13 protein-coding genes are annotated in these 18,932 nt (G+C 71.0%); 3 read left to right on the top strand and 10 right to left on the bottom strand.

The genetic code is table 11. The features are described from left to right. Positions 1 to 140: 140 nt before the first annotated feature. Positions 141 to 1,172 carry an aldo/keto reductase gene (locus HL658_RS16275; RefSeq protein WP_180283366.1) on the bottom strand — a complete coding sequence of 344 codons (1,032 nt, stop codon included), beginning with the start codon at positions 1,170 to 1,172 and terminating at the stop codon, positions 141 to 143. A gap of 59 nt (positions 1,173 to 1,231) precedes the next feature. Then, a complete protein-coding gene (locus HL658_RS16280) occupies positions 1,232 to 1,918 on the bottom strand; it encodes a hypothetical protein (RefSeq protein ID WP_180283367.1) in 687 nt (228 codons plus the stop codon). A 164-nt stretch (positions 1,919 to 2,082) separates the two neighbouring features. Between HL658_RS16280 and HL658_RS16285 the strand changes: the two genes are divergently transcribed. The 3 genes from HL658_RS16285 to HL658_RS16295 all read left to right on the top strand — a co-directional run bounded on the left by HL658_RS16285 (position 2,083) and on the right by HL658_RS16295 (position 7,449). Then, positions 2,083 to 2,934 (top strand): aldo/keto reductase, encoded by an 852-nt coding sequence (locus HL658_RS16285; RefSeq protein WP_180283368.1) that lies wholly within the window; start codon positions 2,083 to 2,085, stop codon positions 2,932 to 2,934. Between the two features lie 143 nt (positions 2,935 to 3,077). After that, positions 3,078 to 4,259, top strand: a complete 1,182-nt coding sequence (locus HL658_RS16290) for an efflux RND transporter periplasmic adaptor subunit (RefSeq protein ID WP_180283369.1) — start codon at positions 3,078 to 3,080, stop codon at positions 4,257 to 4,259. 22 nt (positions 4,260 to 4,281) lie between these two features. After that, on the top strand, positions 4,282 to 7,449 hold the full coding sequence (locus tag HL658_RS16295) for an efflux RND transporter permease subunit (protein ID WP_180283370.1): 3,168 nt from the start codon (positions 4,282 to 4,284) through the stop codon (positions 7,447 to 7,449). A gap of 52 nt (positions 7,450 to 7,501) precedes the next feature. On the opposite strand, the gene HL658_RS16300 is transcribed toward HL658_RS16295, so the two are convergent. The 8 genes from HL658_RS16300 to tssJ form a co-directional block, all read right to left on the bottom strand. Next, positions 7,502 to 9,187 carry a methyl-accepting chemotaxis protein gene (locus HL658_RS16300; RefSeq protein ID WP_180283371.1) on the bottom strand — a complete coding sequence of 562 codons (1,686 nt, stop codon included), beginning with the start codon at positions 9,185 to 9,187 and terminating at the stop codon, positions 7,502 to 7,504. A 128-nt stretch (positions 9,188 to 9,315) separates the two neighbouring features. Next, on the bottom strand, positions 9,316 to 9,777 hold the full coding sequence (locus HL658_RS16305) for a tellurite resistance TerB family protein (protein WP_180283372.1): 462 nt from the start codon (positions 9,775 to 9,777) through the stop codon (positions 9,316 to 9,318). A 162-nt stretch (positions 9,778 to 9,939) separates the two neighbouring features. Next, positions 9,940 to 10,260 (bottom strand): hypothetical protein, encoded by a 321-nt coding sequence (locus HL658_RS16310; protein ID WP_180283373.1) that lies wholly within the window; start codon positions 10,258 to 10,260, stop codon positions 9,940 to 9,942. A gap of 62 nt (positions 10,261 to 10,322) precedes the next feature. After that, complete coding sequence (locus HL658_RS16315; RefSeq protein ID WP_180283374.1) at positions 10,323 to 12,281, bottom strand: serine/threonine-protein kinase; 1,959 nt, start codon at positions 12,279 to 12,281, stop codon at positions 10,323 to 10,325. Next, positions 12,278 to 12,946 carry a type VI secretion system-associated protein TagF gene (gene tagF / locus HL658_RS16320; protein WP_180283375.1) on the bottom strand — a complete coding sequence of 223 codons (669 nt, stop codon included), beginning with the start codon at positions 12,944 to 12,946 and terminating at the stop codon, positions 12,278 to 12,280. Before tagF ends, HL658_RS16315 begins: the two co-directional genes overlap by 4 nt. Before the next feature lie 5 nt (positions 12,947 to 12,951). After that, positions 12,952 to 16,596 carry a type VI secretion system membrane subunit TssM gene (gene tssM / locus HL658_RS16325; RefSeq protein ID WP_180283376.1) on the bottom strand — a complete coding sequence of 1,215 codons (3,645 nt, stop codon included), beginning with the start codon at positions 16,594 to 16,596 and terminating at the stop codon, positions 12,952 to 12,954. A 170-nt stretch (positions 16,597 to 16,766) separates the two neighbouring features. Then, positions 16,767 to 18,191: a type IVB secretion system protein IcmH/DotU gene (icmH, locus tag HL658_RS16330; protein WP_343055144.1), complete on the bottom strand. Its 1,425-nt coding sequence runs from the start codon at positions 18,189 to 18,191 to the stop codon at positions 16,767 to 16,769. Continuing rightward, positions 18,188 to 18,814, bottom strand: coding sequence for a type VI secretion system lipoprotein TssJ (gene tssJ, locus HL658_RS16335; RefSeq protein WP_180283377.1), 627 nt, complete (start codon positions 18,812 to 18,814; stop codon positions 18,188 to 18,190). The genes icmH and tssJ overlap by 4 nt, the downstream gene beginning before the upstream one ends. Positions 18,815 to 18,932 lie beyond the last annotated feature (118 nt).

The raw sequence follows: 18,932 nt of genomic DNA on the forward strand, positions 1-18,932 counted from the left end.
TTGGATCGTCTGCGTAGACTGTGTTGGTCGGGAGTGCACTTGCAAAAGGTAGGTAGTGGAATCGGCGTACTCCGGTGGGTTAGGCCGTTCGGGGGTGACGACGGGTGTTGGTGCCACGTCCCGTCGTCATCCCCGTCGCGTCACCTCTCCGGCGTCACCGGCCCGGCTCCCGCCCCGGTGGTTTCGATCGCGTCTGCGATGGCGGCGATGTCCTCACGCGTCAGCTCCAGTGTCGCGGCGTCGAGCCATCCATCCACCTGGGCGGGGCTTCGGGCGCCGACGATCGCACCGCTCACGCCGGGCCAAGCCAAGGTCCAGGCGACCGCCACCGCGGCGACGCTGGTGCCGTGCCGCTCCGCCACCGGGCCCAGCGCGTCGGCCAGCCGCAGGTTCCGCTCCAGCCTGTCGCCCTGGTATTCCGGATTGCGGGAGCGCCAGTCGTCGGTGGGAAGCGCCGCCGCCCGCTCCTTGGTGAAGCGGCCGGTCAGCAGGCCGGACTGCATGGGGCTGTAGACGATCACGCCCGTCCCGTGCGCCGCGCACCAGGGCAGCTCCGCCGCCGCCACGTCGCGGCGGATGGCCGAGAAGGGCGGTTGCAGCGTGTCCACATGGCCGACCGCTTCGGCGGCTTCGAGCTGGGCGGCGTTGTGGTTGGACAGGCCGACGGCGCGCACCTTGCCCTCCTCCTTGAGGGCCAGCAGCGTGCCCCAATACTCCGCCAGCGGCGTGCCGTCCTCCGCCGGCCAATGCATCTGGTAGAGGTCGATCCGGTCAACGCCCAACCGCTTCAGCGACGCTTCCACCTCCCGGCGGATGCTGTCGGGGCGGCCGATGCGGCGCGGCATGGCCTTGCGGTCGGCCTCGTCCCAGACGAGGCCGCATTTGGTGAAGACATAGGGGCGCCCGCCGGACGGGATCTCGGCCAGCGCCCTGCGCACGACCTCCTCCGACCGGCCGAGGCCGTAGATCGCGGCGGTGTCGATCCAGTTGACGCCGCGCTCCACGGCGTGGCGGATGGCGGCGATGCTGTCGCGGTCGTCCTGCGCGCCCCAGCCGACGGCCCAATCCGGTCCGCCGATGGCCCAGGCGCCGAAGCCGACGCGGGTGATCGCCATGTCCGTGCGGCCGAAGGGGCGGGTGGGCAGCGCGCTGCCAAGTCTTTGATCGGTCATGAAGCTCTCCGGAAAATCGGGAACCCCGGCCGACCGGAGGGGGCGCCGAGGTGGGCTGCTCACATGGGGGCCGCGTCGGCCCCCCGGCAACCCGCCCCCGCCGTCAGGGCAGTGCCGCGCCGCCCGGCCGCCGGCCGGCTCCACGCCAGCGCGGCACCCGCCACCAGCGCCGCCAAACCCCAGCGCAGCGCCCGGCTGTCGCGCCGCGGGATTTCCGGCGCGTCCCGCGGCACGGCCGCCGTGAAGGCGTCCGGCCGCACGCGCAGCCGGTCATAGGCAAGGCCGGTCGCCGCTCCCCACACCACATGCGCCGCGATCATCAGCCCGTTGCGCCGGGCGGAATGGCGGGTGGCCGGGGTCAGCAGCCCGACAGCCGGGATCCAGCCCAGATAGCTGGCCGCCCACACCGCCACGCCATAGGCGGCACCACCCAGGACGGGCGTCAGCCCCAGCCTGCGGGCCGCCGCCGGGTAGAGCGCCCCGGTCAAGGCGCCGTAGCCGTAATGGGCGAGCAGCGTGATGTCGGCGCGCACCCCGGCCGGCAGCGCCCGCGCCGACCCGTCCGGCGCCAGGATGCGCTCGGTCAGAAGCCGCGGCGGCAGGGCGTGGCGGTCCGCCTCCGGCAAGCTATGGTACAGCCGCGACATGGCGATGGTCATGGGACCGGTGGCCGCGCATCCTGCCATGGCTCCGGCGACCGCTTCCCGCGTCCAGACCAGGGGTTCCTCCATCGTCGTCGTTGCCATGGCGCGCACGCTCCTCCGCATCGTGGATCGTGCCGGGGACAACAGCCGTACACCGCGTCCGGTGCCGGATCCCGGAAAGGGAACGGCGGGGGCTGGCCTTCGGTTGCCATGGGCGGCAGGATGCCGGTCCCGCGCCGGAACCGGCGCCGAGAGGGAGGTTGGGCATGAAGCGGGTCACCCTGACGGACGGCACGGCCGTCCCCGCCCTGGGACAGGGCACCTGGATGATGGGGGAGGGGATGATGGCGGAGGGGCAGGCCGACCGGCGTGCCGAGATCGCGGCCATCCAGGCCGGCATCGACCATGGCATGACGCTGATCGACACGGCCGAGATGTACGGCGGCGGCCGGTCGGAGGCGCTGGTGGGCGAGGCGATCGCCGACCGGCGCGACGGGCTGTTCCTGGTCAGCAAGGTGCTGCCATCCAACGCGTCGCGCCGCGGAGTCGTCGAGGCCTGCGAGCGCAGCCTCAGGCACCTGCGGGTCGATGTCCTGGATCTGTATCTGCTGCACTGGCGCGGCGGGGTGCCGCTGGCCGAGACCGTGGAGGGGTTCGAGGCGCTGCGCCGGGCCGGCAAGATCCGCCGCTGGGGCGTGTCCAACTTCGACGTCGAGGATCTGGAGGAGCTGGCCGAGGCCGCGGACATCCGGGACTGCGCCGCCAACCAGGTCCTCTACAACCCCGAGCATCGCGGCATCGAGTTCGACCTGATTCCGTGGCAGCGGCGGCACGGCATGCCGGTGATGGCCTATTCGCCCATCGGGCAGGGCGGGCGGCTGCTGCGCCATCCGGCACTCCTGGAGGTCGCCGGCCGGCACGGTGCCACCCCGGCCCAGGCCGCGCTGGCCTGGGCGCTGCGCCATGACGACGTCGTCGCCATCCCCAAGACCGGCCACGCCGAGCGCGCCGCGGAGAACGCCGCCGCGGCCGGCCTGACGCTCTCGCCCGAGGATCTCGCCGCCATCGACCGCGCTTTTCCGCCGCCCCGGCGCAAGCAGCCGCTGGCGATGATCTGAACCGGAGGCGCCAAGGTTCCCCCTGTTCACGGAATCGTGAACAGGGGGCCTATTCTATCCGCCCGGCTGCTCACGCACTTTGGGCGGGGTAACCCGTGATCAAAGCGGGCTGGATAAGGGCGAGGCAGGACGTGGCGGGACGAATGGGGGCGACCCTCGGGGCGCTGGCGGTGACTTTTGTCGCAGCGTTGTGGCCGGCGGGCGCGGCTCTGGCGCAGGGTGCGCCGGGCGGGGCACCGCCGCCGGTGACGGTGGCGCAGCCGCTGCGGCAGGAGATCGTCGAGTGGGACGAGTTCACCGGCCAGTTCTCGGCGATCGATTTCGTCGAGATCCGGGCACGGGTCAGCGGTTATCTGGAATCCATCCATTTCACCGACGGGCAGTTGGTGAAGAAGGGCGATCTGCTCTTCGTCATCGACCCGCGGCCGTTCGAGGCGACGTTGGCCTCGGCCCAGGCCGAGCAGGCGCAGGCGCAGGCCAGACTCGATCTGGCGCAGCGCCAGCTCGCCCGCGCCAGCGAGCTGCGGCGCGGCGACAACATCTCCGCCAGCGTCTTCGACGAGCGTCAGCAGGAGGTGCGGGTCGCCGCCGCCGGGGTGGAGGTGGCCAAGGCCAGCGTGCGCACCGCGGAACTCAACCTGGGCTACACCCGCATCTCCGCACCGATCGCCGGGCGCATCAGCCGCCGCGCGATCAGTGTCGGCAATCTGGTGGCGGCCGGGGAGGGGGCGCAGGCCGCCGCACTCACCACCATCGTCTCGCTCGATCCGATCTACTTCGACTTCGATATGAGCGAGCGCGACTTCCTCGCCTATCAGCGGGCGATCAAGGACGGGCGCATCTCCTTCCAGCGCAACAACGGCAATGGCAATGCCGACGGCGTGCCTGTGGAGGGCCGCCTGTTCGACGAGCCGTCGAATCGCTGGTCGCTGAAGGGGCAGCTGAATTTCATCGACAACCGGGTCAATTCCGGCTCCGGCACAATCCGCGTGCGCGCACTCTACCCGAACCCCGACCTGTTCCTGACGCCCGGCCAGTTCGGCCGGTTGCGGCTGCCGGGGTCGGAGCGCTACACCGCCACCCTCATCCCCGACACCGCCGTGATCAGCGACCAGGCCAGCAAGATCGTCATGACGGTGAAGGAGGACGGCACCGTGGTGCCGAAACCGGTTCGCCTCGGCCCCATCGAGAACGGACTGCGCGTGGTCCGCGCCGGGCTTGAGCCGACCGACCGCGTCATCATCACCGGCATCGTCCGCGCCCGACCCGGCGCCAAGGTGACGCCACAGCCGGGCAAGATCGAGCCCCCGGCCCAGCCCAACTGATCCGAACAAAGCGGGGCCGGCCATGCGGTTTTCCCATTTCTTCATCGACCGCCCGATCTTCGCGGCGGTCGTGTCGATCTTCATCACCCTGATCGGGGCCTTCGCCTACCTGACGCTGCCGGTGGCGCAGTATCCGGAGATCGCACCGCCCACCATCGAGGTGCGCGCGACCTATCCCGGCGCTTCGGCCGAGGTGGTGTCGAACACCGTCGCCACGCCGATGGAGCAGGAGATCAACGGCGTGGAGAACATGCTGTACATGGTCTCCCAGGCCACCGGCGACGGCAACCTGTCGCTGACCATCACCTTCGCGCTGGGCACCAACCTCGACACGGCGCAGGTGCTGGTGCAGAACCGCGTCGCCATCGCCGAGCCGCGCCTGCCGGAGGATGTGCGGCGCCTCGGCGTGACGGTGCGCAAGAACTCGCCCGACATGCTGATGGTGATCCACATCAGCTCGCCGGACGGCACGCGCGACCAGCTCTATCTGTCCAACTACGCCACGCTCCAGGTCCGCGACCGGCTGGCGCGGCTGGACGGGGTGGGCGACGTGCGGCTGGTCGGCGCCCGCGACTACGCCATGCGCATCTGGCTCGACCCCGGCAAGGTGGCCGCCCGCAACCTGACGGCGGGGGAGGTGGTGTCCGCGCTGCGGGCGCAGAACGTGCAGGTGGCGTCTGGCGTCATCAACCAGCCGCCGGTCCCGGTGCCGGGCGCCTTCCAGCTCAACGTCGAGACGCTGGGCCGTCTGACCGACCCGCGGCAGTTCGAGAACATCATCGTGAAGGAGGACGGTTCCGGCGCCGTCACCCGCGTCCGGGACATCGCCCGCGTCGAGCTCGCCGCCCAGGATTACAACCTGAACGGCTATCTCGACGACCGCCAGGCGGTTCCCATCCTGATCTTCCAGCGACCCGGCTCCAACGCGCTGGAAACCGCCGAGCGCATCCAGGCCACCATGGCCGAGCTGTCGCAGAGCTTCCCCAGCGGGCTGCGCTACGACATCGTCTACAACCCGACCGAGTTCATCGCGGAGTCGGTGAAGGAGGTCTACAAGACCATCATCGAGGCGGTGATCCTGGTGGTCATCGTCGTCGTGCTGTTCCTGCAGACCTGGCGCGCCTCCATCGTGCCGATCCTGGCGATCCCGGTGTCGCTGATCGGCACCTTCACGGTGCTGGCGGCGTTGGGCTATTCGCTGAACAACCTGTCGCTGTTCGGGCTGGTGCTCGCCATCGGCATCGTCGTGGACGACGCCATCGTGGTGGTGGAGAACGTCGAGACCAAGCTGCGGGAAGGCTTGATGCCGCGGGAGGCGGCGCACCGCACCATGGACGAGGTGGGCGGGGCGCTGGTCGCCATCGCGCTCGTGCTGGCGGCGGTGTTCATCCCCGCGGCCTTCGTCAGCGGCATCTCCGGCCAGTTCTTCCGGCAGTTCGCGGTGACCATCGCCACCGCGACGGTCATCTCCATGATCGTGTCGCTGACGCTGAGCCCGGCGCTCTGCGCCATCCTGTTCAAGCCGCACCACAAGGAGCACGAGGAGAAGCATTCCCCCCTGACCTGGCCGATCCGGGCCTTCTTCAACGGCTTCAACCGCGTGTTCGACCGCATGTCCGGCGGCTATGGCGGGATGACGCGGCGGCTGGTGCGGGTGCCGCTGCTGGTGCTGGCGGTCTATGGCGGGCTGCTGGTCCTGACGGGGTATCAGTTCAACCGGGCGCCCACCGGTTTCATCCCGAACCAGGACCAGGGCTATCTGATCACGATCGTCCAGCTTCCGCCGGGGTCGTCGCTGTCACGCACGGACGAGGTGGTGCGCCGCGCCACCGGCATCCTGCTGGAGACGCCCGGCGTCATCCACGCCGTTCCCTTCGCCGGGCTGGACGGCGCCACCTTCACCAACGCGTCGAACGCCGGCGCCATCTTCGCCACGCTCGCCCCCTATTCGGAGCGTGTGGAGAAGGGGCTGAGCGCCGACACCGTGCTGGTCGATCTGCGCCGCCGCCTCGGGGCCATCCAGGAGGCCTTCATCATGGTGGTGCCGCCGCCGCCGGTGCGCGGCATCGGCAACGCCGGCGGCTTCAAGATGATGGTGCAGGACCGCCGTGGCCGCGGCCTCCAGGCCCTGGAGCAGGCGACCAACGAGATGATGGTCGCCGCCAACCAGGAACCGGGGTTGACCGGCGTGTTCACCCTGTTCAACACCCGCTTTCCCAAGATCTTCGCCGACATCGACCGCCAGCGCTCGGAGATGCTGGGGGTGCCGGCCAATCTGGTGTTCGAGGCGTTGGAGGTCTATGTCGGCTCCGCCTTCGTCAACGACTTCAACATGCTGGGCCGCACCTTCCGGGTGACGGCGCAGGCCGACGGCCCGTTCCGCCAGGACCCGCGCGACATCGCCAACCTGAAGACGCGCAACACGCGCGGCGAAATGGTGCCCATCGGCTCCGTGGCGGAGTTCAGCGACGTCACCGGCCCCTACCGCGTCACCCGCTTCAACCTGTTCCCGGCGACCGAGCTCCAGGGCAACACGCTGCCCGGCGTATCGACGGGTCAGGCGCTGACCAGCATGGAGCGGCTGGCCGACCGGACGCTGGCCGACGGCTTCGGCTACGAATGGACGGAGCTCGCCTATCAGGAGAAGGCGGCGGGAAGCACCGGCCTGATGGTCTTCGGTCTGTCGGTGGTGTTCGTCTTCCTGTTGCTGGCCGCGCAGTACGAGAGCTGGGCCTTGCCGCTGACCGTCATCCTGATCGTGCCCATGTGTCTGCTGGCCGCGGTGTCGGGCCTGTTGGCCCGCGGCATGGCGGTGGATGTGCTGGCGCAGGTCGGATTCGTGGTGCTGGTCGGACTGGCGGCCAAGAACGCCATCCTGATCGTGGAGTTCGCCAAGCAGGCGGAGGAGGAGGGCAAGGACCGCTTCGAGGCGGCGGTCGCGGCGGCACGCGCCCGCCTGCGCCCGATCCTGATGACCTCCTTCGCCTTCATCCTGGGCGTGGTGCCTCTGGTGATCGCGCAGGGTGCCGGTGCGGAGATGCGGCAGTCGCTGGGCACCGCGGTGTTCTTCGGTATGCTGGGGGTGACGGTGTTCGGCCTGATCTTCACCCCCGTCTTCTACACCGTCGTCCGCGGCCTCTTCCGCCCGCGGCCGAAGCCGGAGCGGCAGGAGGCGTGGACGGTCGAGTAGCGCGCCAAGCCGGCGACCGCCCGGCCAGCGGTCACACGGTCGGCGGTCGCTGTCAGGCGGCGCTGGCGGTGCCGGTGTGCACCGCACGCACCAGCGCTTCGCGCAACGCCTCGATGCTGTGGGCCACGTCGTCGCTGCCGGCGTGGACCTTGCGGGCGCGATCGCCGGTGCGATCGGCCTCGTCGGACACGGCGGCGATGCGCGACGACACCTCGCGCGCGGCGGTCGCCGTTTCGACGACGTTGCGGCTGATCTCCTGGGTCGCGGCGGCCTGCTCCTCTATGGCCGCGGCGATGCTTCCCGACACGCGGTCGATCTCGCCGATCGACCGGCCGATGGCGTCCACCGACGCCACCGCGCTGCCGGTCGCCCCCTGGATGTCGGCGATCTGGCGGGTGATCTCCTCGGTGGAGCGGGCGGTCTGGGTGGCGAGGTTCTTGACCTCCTGAGCCACCACGGCGAAGCCCTTGCCGGCCTCCCCCGCGCGCGCCGCCTCGATCGTGGCGTTGAGCGCCAGCAGGTTGGTCTGGCTGGCGATCTCGTTGATCAGCCCGACCACCTCGCCGATCCGCCCGACGGCGTCGGACAGGGAGCGGATGGTCTCGCGCGCCTCGGCCCCCGTTTCCACCGCCTGGCGGGTCACGGTTCCGGACTGGGCGATCTGGTGCGAGATCTCGCCGATCGACGCGGCCAGTTCCTCCGCGGCGCTGGCGACGGTCTGGGCGTTGGCGAGCGCCTGGGCGGCGGCTCCGGCCACGCTCTGGGCGTTGACGCTGACGCGGTCGGCGGCTTCCGCCATGCCGTCGGCATCCTTCGCCATGGCGTTGGTGCGGGCGGCAACCTCCTCGACCGCCTTGCCGGCCTCGCGCTCCACCGTTTCCGCCATGGTGCGGAGCGCCGCGGCCTTGGCGGCTTCGGATTCCCGGCGCTGGCGTTCCTGCGCATCATGCAGGCGCTGGTTCTCCAGCGCCTTCTGCCGGAAGACTTCCACGGTCGCGGCCATGGCGCCGATCTCGTCGGTGCGGTCCAGGCCCGGCACGGTGAGCGCGGTGTCGCCGTCGGCCAGCGCCCGCATGGCGCCGCGGATGCGGTCCAGCGTGCGGAACTGGCGGCGCACCACCAGAAGCATGACCAGGGCGGCGAGCAGGGTGATGCCGCCGGCCACCGTGATGGTGCTCGACACCACCGCGTCGATGACCTTCAGCGTCTCCTTCTTCGCGATGCCGACGAACAGGATCCCCACCGGGGCCCCGTTGCGGTCGAACAGCGGGTCGTAGGCGGTGAAGTAGGTGGTGCCGAGGATGTCGGCCTCGCCACGGTAGGGTTTCCGCTGGTCGATCACCGCGGTGCGCGCCGGCCCGGCGGCCAGCGTGGTGCCGACCGCACGGCTGCCGTCGGGATTCTTGATGTTGGTGGCGATCCTCCGGTCACCGTGGAAGATGGTGGCGACGCCGCCGTTCAGGCTGCGCACGGCGTCCACGATCTCGTTGGCACCGTCCAGCCGGGTGGCGCCGACATGCAGCACACCATCCACGACGCGGAACTCGCTTCCCTTCTGCTCCAGCAGCATGCGGGCGGTGCGGATCGCCTGCTCGCGCCGTTCCAGTGCCTCCGCGCCGACGCGGTCTCCGACGATCACCACGGTGGCCCAGGTCAGGGCCACCGCCAGCATCACCAGCCCCGCCGTCGCCAGCAGCGTCAGCTTGGCGGCAAGGCTCAGGCTCCGCAGATACGCCATCGCGACAATCCCTCCTGGCAGTGGCCGGCGCAACCGGCCTCGATTACCTGGGGGATTATAACGTTCGATCACTAAGAAACTATACGAAAGGCGATGGGTTATTTCCTTGCCGCTTGCAGGGCGCCGGTTCAATCGGCCGGGTATCCAAGCCGCTCGAGCACACGCTTGCGGGCGGCGCCGCGCTCCACGTCCGACACCGCCAGCAGACCGCCCAGGCGACGCAGCAGGTTGGATTCCAGGTCGTTCAACGCGCCGTCCGCGTAGGCCACCTCCCACAGCATCTCGATCAGCCAGAGCCGCTGGTCCGGCGGGCAATGGTCGTTGATGATCCGGACATAGTCGTAGAGGTGCGACGGACCGCGCGTCTGGGCGCGCGCCTCCTCGTACAGAGTCGCGGCTTCGGTGTCGGTCAGGCGGAAATGGCTGCGTACCGCGGCGATGATGTGGGTGCGCTCGGCGTCGGTCACGGTGTCGTCGGTGCGCGCGGCCTCCAGCAGCAGGGCGGCGGCGGCCAGAGGCAGCTCGTCCTGTGCCGGCGTGGCCTCGTCACCATCGAGCCGGTCGAAGAATTTGGCGATGCGGTCGAGCATGCGGGTCCGTCCTCGTGATCGTCACCGGTGGAAACGCCGCGGAGGCCGGTTCGCTCCCGCCAAAAAAGAACGCCTCCGTCCCGACGGGCGGAGGCGCTTAGGTTCCCACTCTATCCGAGCAACCATGCTCATACCGTGATACGCAGGGGAGCGCGGTTCGGATCACTCCGGAATCGACTCCGGCGTCACGTCGAGAATCATCGGGTTGGACGGCACCAGCGCCAGCCGGATGCGGTAGCGCGCGGTGGGCATCTCCTCCCCCGACAGCTCCACCATCAGCTCGGTGCCCTGGAGCGAACGGTTCGCCAGCCCGTGCAGCGGCGACCGCACCCGCATCACAAAACAGTCCCGCGTTCCGCGCTTGGCCCGCGCCACGGAGCCGACAGGCTCCGGCGCCTGCCACAGCACCCGCTGCACCACGAGATGGTCGAGCACCACGATGCCGGTGGGGTCCTGCCAGTTGCTGGCGAAGGTCACGCTCATGGGGGATCCTGGTTGGGGGGAGTGTCTGTGGGGGGCTTCGCGCCCGGCGCTTATGGATGCAATCACGCCGTCCGTCCCGCGGCCAGCGCCCAGCGGCGCAGCGCGTCCACGGTCATGCGTTCGATCTCCGTCCAGCCGAGGGTGGACGCCATGTCGTGCAGCGCCTCCAGCCGGGCGTGGCCGCCGGCGTCGGTGGCCCGGGCCAGATCGAAGGCCAGCGCGCCCATGTGGCGGTGCAGGTCGGCGGTCAGCGCCTGCATGGCCTCCACCCCGTCGCTGGCGGGCAGGCGGGTGGCGAAGGCGTAGAGCGCGCCGACCGGACGCAGCTTGGCGGCGAAGCTGTCGGGGGCGGCGCTGCCGGCCAGCGCCCGCAGCTCCTCGATGGACAGGGCGGCGAAGCGGCGGGACAGCTCGATGAACTCCACCACGATCTCACGGCCGATGGCCTGGAAGGCGCCGATCCCGTCCGGGCTCGTCTCCAGCACCCGGCCGGCCATGACGATCAGATCCTCGATGTCGGACAGGATCACCGCCACGCCGAAGCGGGCGAAGCCGTCGTTGCCGTCGGTGCAGGCGCGCAGGATGCTGTTCACCTTGCGCATCACCTGGCCGGCGAACATCAGCATGGTGCCGCGGGCGCCGCGCAGCTCGGTCTCCGCCCCCAGCTCCTCCAGCGCCATGGCCAGGATGTCCAGCCGCATGAAGTCCGCCGACAGCCGCATGATGTCCGGGTTGTCGTCGGCCATCAGCTCGCGGTTCAGTTCGTTGGAATAAAGCAGCACGGCGCCGCTCAGCTCCATCGCGATGCGGGCCGCCATCATGGCGGCGCGCTCCGGCGTGCCGAGCCGGCCGAGCGTGGCCTTCAGCCGCGCGAACAGCCGGACCAGCGCCATCCAGTCGGCCCGCCCGCCGGTGAGCACGGCGCGCGGTGCCGGCACGCCCTTCAGGATGAGGGCGCTGACCGGCTCGACCCCGGCCTCGGCCAGCATCAGGCCGAAGCGCGCGGCGTCGCCGCCGGACCCGGTCAGCCACTCCTCGATCAGCCGGCCGATCTCCGCCAGCCGCTTTTCCCCCAACGGCGTGTCGGCCACCGCGCGCAGCAGCGCCTCCAGCTCCGTCGCGACGGTGTCGCGGTCGCGAGTGACCAGGGTCTCCTCCGAGTCCGGCACCGGCCGTCCGGCGGCTTCCTGGTCCCCGGCGGGGGCGGCGGCGAGTGCGGCGCGCAGGTCCGCCGCCAGTTCGCCCGCGGTGGCGTAGCGCCGCGTCGGATCCTTCGCCAGCGCCTTCATGATCACCGGATCGAAGCTGGCCGGGACGCGCGGGTTGACGGTCGAGGGCGGCGGCGGCTCGTGATAGAGGATCTGCTGCATCACCGTGGCGACCGAGCCGGTGAAGGGCCGCTTGCGGGTCAGCAGGTAATAGAGCACCACCCCGGCGGAGAACAGGTCGGCCCGCCCGTCCGTGCCCTCGCCGCGCAACTGCTCCGGCGCCACGTAGGCGGGCGTGCCCAGCAGCTCGCCGGACTGGGTCACCTCCGACGACGGGATCTGGGCGATGCCGAAATCGGCGACCTTGGGCACCCCGTCGTTCTGCAGCACGATGTTGGCCGGCTTCACGTCGCGGTGCACCACGCCGTTGGCGTGGGCGCAGGCGAGCGCGTCGAGCACGGCCAGCATGATCTCCACCGCCCGCTCGATGGGCAGCGGCGGCTCGGCCTCCATGAAGTCCTTCAGCTCGCGGCCCTTCACCAGCTCCATCGCCAGCCACGGGCAGCCGTAATCCTGGCCGTAGTCGAAGACGCGCACGATGTTGGGGTGGTTCAGCCGCATGCCGATTCGCGCCTCGCGCTCGAAGCGGGCAAGCACGGCGCTGCGCTCGGCGGCGGCCAGCAGCTCGCTGCGCAGCACCTTCAGCGCCACCGGGTGGTCGCCGGACTCGGCGGCGCGGTAGACGACGCTCATGGCACCCTGGCCCAGCACCCCGTCGATGCGGAAGCGGCCCAGGGTCTGCAGCATGCTCATGGGTGTTCTCCCTGTGGCCGGTCATGGCCGCCGGCCCACGCGCGCCAGCCGCCGTCGAGCATCGACACCAGCCGGTCCACGGGCGGCAGCCCGGCGCAGGCGGCGAAGGCCGAACTCGCCCGTTCGTTTCCGAGACTCCACCACAGGCTGGCCGGTGTCGGCAACGCGCCCGTGTGCTCCTCGATGGCGCGCCGGCACAGGGCGGCGGCGATGCCACCCCCCGGCACCGGCCGGCCGAGCGACGCCAGCCCGGCGGCGAAGCCCTCGTAACCGCAGGCCCCGGCCATCAGCCCCCCGGTCAGCGCCTCCACCCCGGTGAACCACGCGTCGCAGGTGAAGGGCGCCAGCGCCGCGTCGGTCCCCTCGGGCAGGGAGGCCGCGACCAGAAGCGGGTAGGGTCGGCCCACCCGGTCCAGGCTCGGCACCAGCAGACCGGCGGCGGCGCGTCCGCCACAGGCGCCGGGATCGAGTGCGAAGCGCCACCACGCACCGGCCGCCAGCACCGCCCCCCAGTCGCGGCCGTGCCGGCGCAGGCCGAGATCGACCACGTCGGTCAACAGCCCGTCCCACGGGTCCGCGATGGCGCGCGGCAGCCCGTGGCGGACGAAATCCCCCACCGCCGGCATCTTCCCGAGGAAGCCGGGGCCGAAGCCGGTACCGCGCACGTCGCTCACAAGCTGGGCGGACAGCGGAAGGACTCCATCAGGTTGCTGGAAAAGGGGTTGTTGATGCTGTCGGCGCGCAAGCTGAAGGTCGCCCGGCGGTCGCCGACGGTGACGGTCAGGGTGAAGCGGTCGGGCTGGTCGGTGCGCGACAGCGCCTGGTCCGCCAGGAAGCGGAACAGCGACCATGGCCCGGTCCGCACCACGCCGGCCGGCTGTCCGGCCAGCGGCGGCCCGAAGCTGAGGCGCACGGTGCTGGGGCCGTCGCCGCCCGGCCATTTCATGATGACCGGCCGCGGCGGCCCGTGCTGGTAGCCCAGCGACTGGCCGTCCACGTCGAACACCACCTGGGTGGCGCGCGCGTCGAGCTCCACCGGGGTGATCTCGAACACCACCTTGGGTGCGGTGGCGCCGGGCGGGAACAGCCCGTCGCGGATCTTGGCCGCGCGCTCGAACTGCTCCAGCGCTGCCGTGCTCATTCCCAGTGCGGCGTCATCGACCTTCTGGAACTTCCAGGGCGACTGGCTGGTGTCCACGAAGGGCTTCAGGTTGGCGTTGAAGAACTGGTCGATCAGCCCGCCAGGGGCGAACAGCTTGACGAAGTCGGCCGGCGCCACATCGACGGGGGAGTTGCGGACCATCGGGAAGCGGTTGTCCAGCGCCGCCTTGCACAGCGGCAGGACGGTGCTGGTCCAGACCTGGTTGATCTGGTTCTTGGCACCACCCACCGCGATCGTGGTGCTGGCCTGGGCGACGCCGGCGACCATGCCGCCGACCGGCGGCGGCAGGTTGCGGGCGGTCGCCTTCATGGCGGCGACGAGCTGCCCGCGGTCGCCGCCGGACAGGTTGGCGAGCAGCGCCGAATTCTGGTCCGGGGCGTTGGCGGCGCGCGCCACCTGCTGGTAGAGGTCGCCCAGCTGCTTGATGGTGTCGTCCAGCTTCGACGGCTGGCCGTTCTCGCTCTTGGCGTAGTCGCGCAGGGCCTGGAAGCGGTCGTTGATGACCTGTCCCGGCGGCGGTCCGCCCTGGTCCACCTGGACCCCGGCGATCCGGGCCAGGGCGGAGAGGTTCTGTGTGCCCAGCGCGAGGTTGCGCTGGGCCTGGTTGACCTGGTTGAGCGCCGCCGCCCCCGGCCCCGACGCGGCCCCCGGCTGGCCGGCCGCCGGCTGCTGCGGCCCCGGTACCAGCGTCGTCTCGCGCACCACGGCGGTCATCCAGCGCTTCAGCGGCGAATCCGGGCCGGACAGTGCGTTCAGCACGTCGGCGGCGTGGCTCAGGCTGCGGAAGGGGACGATGGCGACGTCGCCCAGCAGCTCGTCCCAGCGCCGGCCGTATTCGTTGAGGTAGAGGGCGAGGATGTCCTTCTGCAGGCGGTTCTGCAGGTTCACCGCGTCCGGCCCCAGCGTCGGCTGGCCGAGCACCCAGCCTTCGCCGACCAGCGCCCCGGCGACCGCGGGGATGGCGTCCATCACCGGGCCGTGGAAGGCGTCATAGGTGTAGAGGCCGGGCACCCCCTCTGACAGCGGCTTGCCGGACGGGCGGTAGAGGGCACGGGTGGAGAGCGGCCCGGCCTTGTCCACCAGCCGCCAGTCGGGCAGCGCCTTCAGCGCCTCCTCGTTGCGCAGGGCGTCGAAGCCACGCTCGGCGAGCGGGTATTGCCCCAGCGTCACCCGCGCCTCGCGCACCAGCCCCTCGTCGAGCGGGATGGGGGCGAATTTCGCCTCCATCAGCGCTTCCATGTGGGTGCGCAGGTCGTTGCGGGTGTTTTCCAGGAAGGGACCGGGAAGGGTGGCGAGCCAGTCCAGCGCCATCCAGTCGACCACCAGCTCCTTGTCCAGCGGCCCCTGGCCGCCCAGCATCAGGTAGACCTTCAATGCCTGATAGAGATAGTCGGGCCGCGACCGCTCGCGCCGCACCTGCTCCTCCAGCCGCAGGAAGACGCGGCTCAGCAGCACGGTGCGCAGCGCCCGCACATAGAGCGTGTCGGCCTGCCGGCCGATCCGGGTGCCCTGGTAGAGGCCGCCGGTCAGCTCCAGCGGCGGCCACGACCCGCGCTCCAGCCAGCCGCCGGGCAGGGTGCGCAGGGCGTTCAGCCCCGGCACGATGGTGGCGAAATCGGTGTCGCTGACCCGCGACAGGCTCAAGGGCGCGGTGTTCAGCGGCTTGAGCGCCTGCGCGGCGGCGGCGGTTGCCGTCTCCGCCTTGTCGAGCAGGGCGTGGTTGCCCTGGTTGCTCACCGCCCAGAAGCCGGCGACCGCCACGGAGGCCGCCACGGCCCCGCCGGTCGCGACCCGGCGCACCAGCCGCCGCCGCTTCTCCATCGGCAGGTCGGTGCCGGCGAGGTTGGCCTCGGGGAACACCACCTCGCGCAGCAGCCGGGCGATGAAGAAGCTGCGACCCTGGCCGACGAAAGGGGGCAGGGTGGGGCGCTCGATGCCGAAGCTGTCGGCGAAGCCGCCGGTCAGCCGGTCGAGCGGCACGCCGTCCTGGGTGCCGCTGGTGAAATAGACGCCGCGCAGCAGCGGCCGTTCCTCGAACCGGTTCGGCTCGAACACCAGCGCCAGGAAGTCGAGCAGCGCCGGCCGCAGCAGCGCCACCTGCGCCGGGAACAGGAAATCCAGGGAGCGGCGGGCCATGTCCGGCTCCTGGTGCATGCGGTCGAGCAGCCGGCGGTTGAGACGGCCGACCAGCGCATCGAACTCCGGCCCGACGAAGCGGACGGCCGCCTCCTCCCCCGCGCCGTCGTCCATCGGCAGCGTCATGCCCCAGACCTGGTCGCGCTCCTCGCGGCCCAGCGATTCGAAATACTCGTTGAAGCCGGCCAGCAGGTCGGCCTTGGTCAGCAGCACATAGACCGGGAACCGCACGCCCATGTGGGTGCGCAGCTCCTGCAGGCGGCGCTTCAGCGTCAGCGCGTGCTGCGCCCGGTCGGCGTCGTTCCACACCAGCAGGTCGGACAGGCTGACCGCCATCAGCGCGCCGTTGATCGGCTGGCGCGGCCGGTGCTTCTTCAGCAGGTCGAGGAAGCCGGTCCACACCCGCCCGTCCACCGACTGCCGGCTGTCCTGGGTGGTGTAGCGGCCGGCGGTGTCGATCAGCACCGCCTCGTCGGTGAACCACCAGTCGCAATTGCGGGTGCCGCCCAGGTCGCGCACGGCGGTGCGCCCCATCTCCGAGGCCAGCGGGAAGCGCAGGCCGGAGTTCATCAGCGCCGTGGTCTTGCCCGATCCCGGCGCCCCGATCAGCAGGTACCAGGGGAGCTGGTAGAGGTAGCGCCGGTCCCAGCGACCGCCGAAACGGGTGCGCTTCAGACGCGCCATCGCCTCGCGCAGGCGCTGGCGCAGCAGGTCGATCTCGTCGTTGCCGACCTCCTGGTCGGGATCGGCCTTGGGCGGTGCGGTCGCCTCGGCCAGCGCCTCCACCACCCGCTCGTTCGCGGCGCGCTGGCGGGCGAGGCTCCACTGCATGGACAGCGCCCACACCAGCAGGATCACGAACACCGCGACCAGCCGCACCGTCTGGTCCTCGAACGGGCGCGCGTCGGCGAAGGCGAACAGCGGCCCCAGGAACCAGACGATCGCCGCCAGCGCCAGCGCGCCCACCAGGGTGACCAGCCAGCGCGACGTCAGGATGGACAACAGCTTCTTCAGCATCAGGGCCGTCCGGGCGTGGATCCCGCCTCTCCCCCCCGGGGAGAGGTCGGCGCGCAGCGCCGGGTGAGGGGGAAAACCCTCTCCCGCCTAGGGCGAGGGTTGCTGGCGTCTTCGTACGTCGTGTTGCCGTCTGGCACTGCCGGACTCCGCTCGGCGGGAACGTGGGTCGCTCACGGCGCTTCGAGGATGACCTCGATGCGGCGGTTCTGCTGGCGGCCCTGCGGGGTGGCGTTGCTGGCGATGGGTTCGGTGTCGCCGCGTCCCTCCGAGCTCAGCCGGTCGCGGCTGCCCAGGACACGCCCGACCAGCCCGGCCACCATCTCCGCCCGCGCCACCGACAGCTCCTGGTTGGAGGGGAAGCGGATGGAGCGGATCGGCACATTGTCGGTGTGGCCGACCACCTGGATCGGTCCCTTCTCCGCCGCCACCGCCTGTCCCACCTTGTCGATCAGCGGCCGCCATTTGGCATCGACCGTGTCGCTGCCGGAGAGGAACAGGCTGGCCAGCACCCGCACCACCACGCCGCCGCCGTTGCCGGCGAGCACCGACACCTGCCCGGCCTTCACCTCCGCGTCGAGGAAATCGGTGACGCGCTGGAGCGCGCTGCTCGGCGCCGGCACGGCCGGGGCGGGGGGCGGTGTCAGGCGGGCGATCTCCACCGGCCGGTCGGGCAGGAGCGTGGCCAGGCGCGCCTGCACCCCGTCCGTCCGCTCGCCCAGCGCGAAGGCGAACCACATGTAGAGGAACATCAGCAGGGCGGCGAGCACCGCGCCGGTCACCCACAGCGGCACGACCGCGCCCAGCGGGCGGTAGCGGTCGGTGATGCCACGCCAGTGCGGCGACAGTTCCCGCTCGAAATCGCCGCGCTCGCGGCGGATGGCGCGGTACAGCGCGTCGCGCAGCCGCGCCAGCTCCGCATAGCCGCGCGGTAGCACGCGGTACCGGCCCTCGAAACCGAGTGACAGGCAGGCGTAGAACAGCTCCAGTTCCGACAGGTAGCGGCGCGGCTCCTGGACCATCTGCTCCAGCAGCTCGAAGAAGCGCTCGCCGCCCCAGGTCTCGCGGTGGATGGTGGACACCAGGCTCTTGGTCGCCCACACGCTCTGCCCGCCCCAGGGGGTGGCGAGCACCACGTCGTCGATGGTGGCGCACAGCGCATAGCGGCCGACGCGGATCTGGTCGGCCGTCAGGCCGGCCTGGATCGCCGTCGTCTCGAAGCGCTGCATCTCCACGATCACCCGCTCGCGCAGGCTGTCCACGTCGCGGTGGGTCGGCAGGTCGCGCACCCGGACCACCAGCGCCAGGATGGGCGCGGCGGTGCTGAGCAGCGGGTTCTGGCCCAGCGAGGCGAGGGCGGCCAGAACCCCGTCGTCCATCGCTGCGGATCCCGGCGGGCCGAATGACGGCGCGGGCCCGGTCGCGGACAGCGGCGGTGGTGCCGTCGGCGGCGGCGAGGCCGCGGCGTGGGGCGGCGGAAAGCCGTGCGGCGGGGCCGGCGGCGTGGCGGCGGGTGCGCCGGGGCGGTGGAACGCCATCGGCCGCATGACGGTGGCGTCGATGTCATCCGGTTCGGCGAAGGGATCCTTGCCGGTCACGAGCGCCCGTCCCCGGCCGGCAGCGCTGCGGTCAGGCAGGGGCCGGCGACGGGGCGGCAGCGCAGGATCGGCCGCTCCGTCGTTTCCTGCGTGTAGGTTCTCTCCACCTTCATCTGGACGTTCTGGGAAAGAATCTGGAGTTGCAGGACGTTGATCTTGTCCTGCTCCACCGGCACCACCGCCCGCCAGATCGCCTTCTCGAAATTGCGGAAGGCGACGACCACGCCGAGCGCGGTCACGTCCGACTTGATGGCGACCTTCACCGTCTCGATCTGGCCGGGCTGGACCACCGCGTCCTGCTTGCCGACGGAGGTGGGGCCGAGGGCGGCCTGGTCCTGCTCGAAGAGCTGGAAGAAGTCGGCGTTGTTGAACAGGTCGGTGGTGACGAGCTGGTGGAAGCGCACGACGACCGGCGACGGCCGCCCGTTGATGTCGGGATTGAGCGTCGGGGCGGCCATCACGTTGACCTCCGCCAGCGTCTTGGGCGGCGGCGGTTCGGGGTCGGACCCGCAGCCGGCCAGGACCGGCGCCAGCCCGGCCGCCAGCAGAACCCCCAGTACGGCCCGCCCCAGTACCGCCCGGCGCGCGATTGTGGCCGTTCCTGCCTCGATACCCATGCTCATCGCCCTTTTCGGTGGTGGCGCACCGCCGACGTGCTTAACCCGTTCTTGCGGTCATCATATACCAGCGATAACCACGCCGGTCACCCCCAAGCGGTCCCGGGGGTGGCCCGGGGGACAG

This window comes from Azospirillum oleiclasticum, assembly GCF_013423485.1.
In the GTDB taxonomy this organism is placed as follows: domain Bacteria; phylum Pseudomonadota; class Alphaproteobacteria; order Azospirillales; family Azospirillaceae; genus Azospirillum; species Azospirillum oleiclasticum.

What these genes read in the sequence shown, in the direction of transcription:
- HL658_RS16275 (WP_180283366.1), bottom strand. Translation starts at nt 1,172, where the DNA reads ATGACCGATCAAAGACTTGGCAGCGCGCTGCCCACCCGCCCCTTCGGC.
- HL658_RS16280 (WP_180283367.1), bottom strand. Translation starts at nt 1,918, where the DNA reads ATGGCAACGACGACGATGGAGGAACCCCTGGTCTGGACGCGGGAAGCG.
- HL658_RS16285 (WP_180283368.1), top strand. Translation starts at nt 2,083, where the DNA reads ATGAAGCGGGTCACCCTGACGGACGGCACGGCCGTCCCCGCCCTGGGA.
- HL658_RS16290 (WP_180283369.1), top strand. Translation starts at nt 3,078, where the DNA reads ATGGGGGCGACCCTCGGGGCGCTGGCGGTGACTTTTGTCGCAGCGTTG.
- HL658_RS16295 (WP_180283370.1), top strand. Translation starts at nt 4,282, where the DNA reads ATGCGGTTTTCCCATTTCTTCATCGACCGCCCGATCTTCGCGGCGGTC.
- HL658_RS16300 (WP_180283371.1), bottom strand. Translation starts at nt 9,187, where the DNA reads ATGGCGTATCTGCGGAGCCTGAGCCTTGCCGCCAAGCTGACGCTGCTG.
- HL658_RS16305 (WP_180283372.1), bottom strand. Translation starts at nt 9,777, where the DNA reads ATGCTCGACCGCATCGCCAAATTCTTCGACCGGCTCGATGGTGACGAG.
- HL658_RS16310 (WP_180283373.1), bottom strand. Translation starts at nt 10,260, where the DNA reads ATGAGCGTGACCTTCGCCAGCAACTGGCAGGACCCCACCGGCATCGTG.
- HL658_RS16315 (WP_180283374.1), bottom strand. Translation starts at nt 12,281, where the DNA reads ATGAGCATGCTGCAGACCCTGGGCCGCTTCCGCATCGACGGGGTGCTG.
- tssM (WP_180283376.1), bottom strand. Translation starts at nt 16,596, where the DNA reads ATGCTGAAGAAGCTGTTGTCCATCCTGACGTCGCGCTGGCTGGTCACC.
- tssJ (WP_180283377.1), bottom strand. Translation starts at nt 18,814, where the DNA reads ATGAGCATGGGTATCGAGGCAGGAACGGCCACAATCGCGCGCCGGGCG.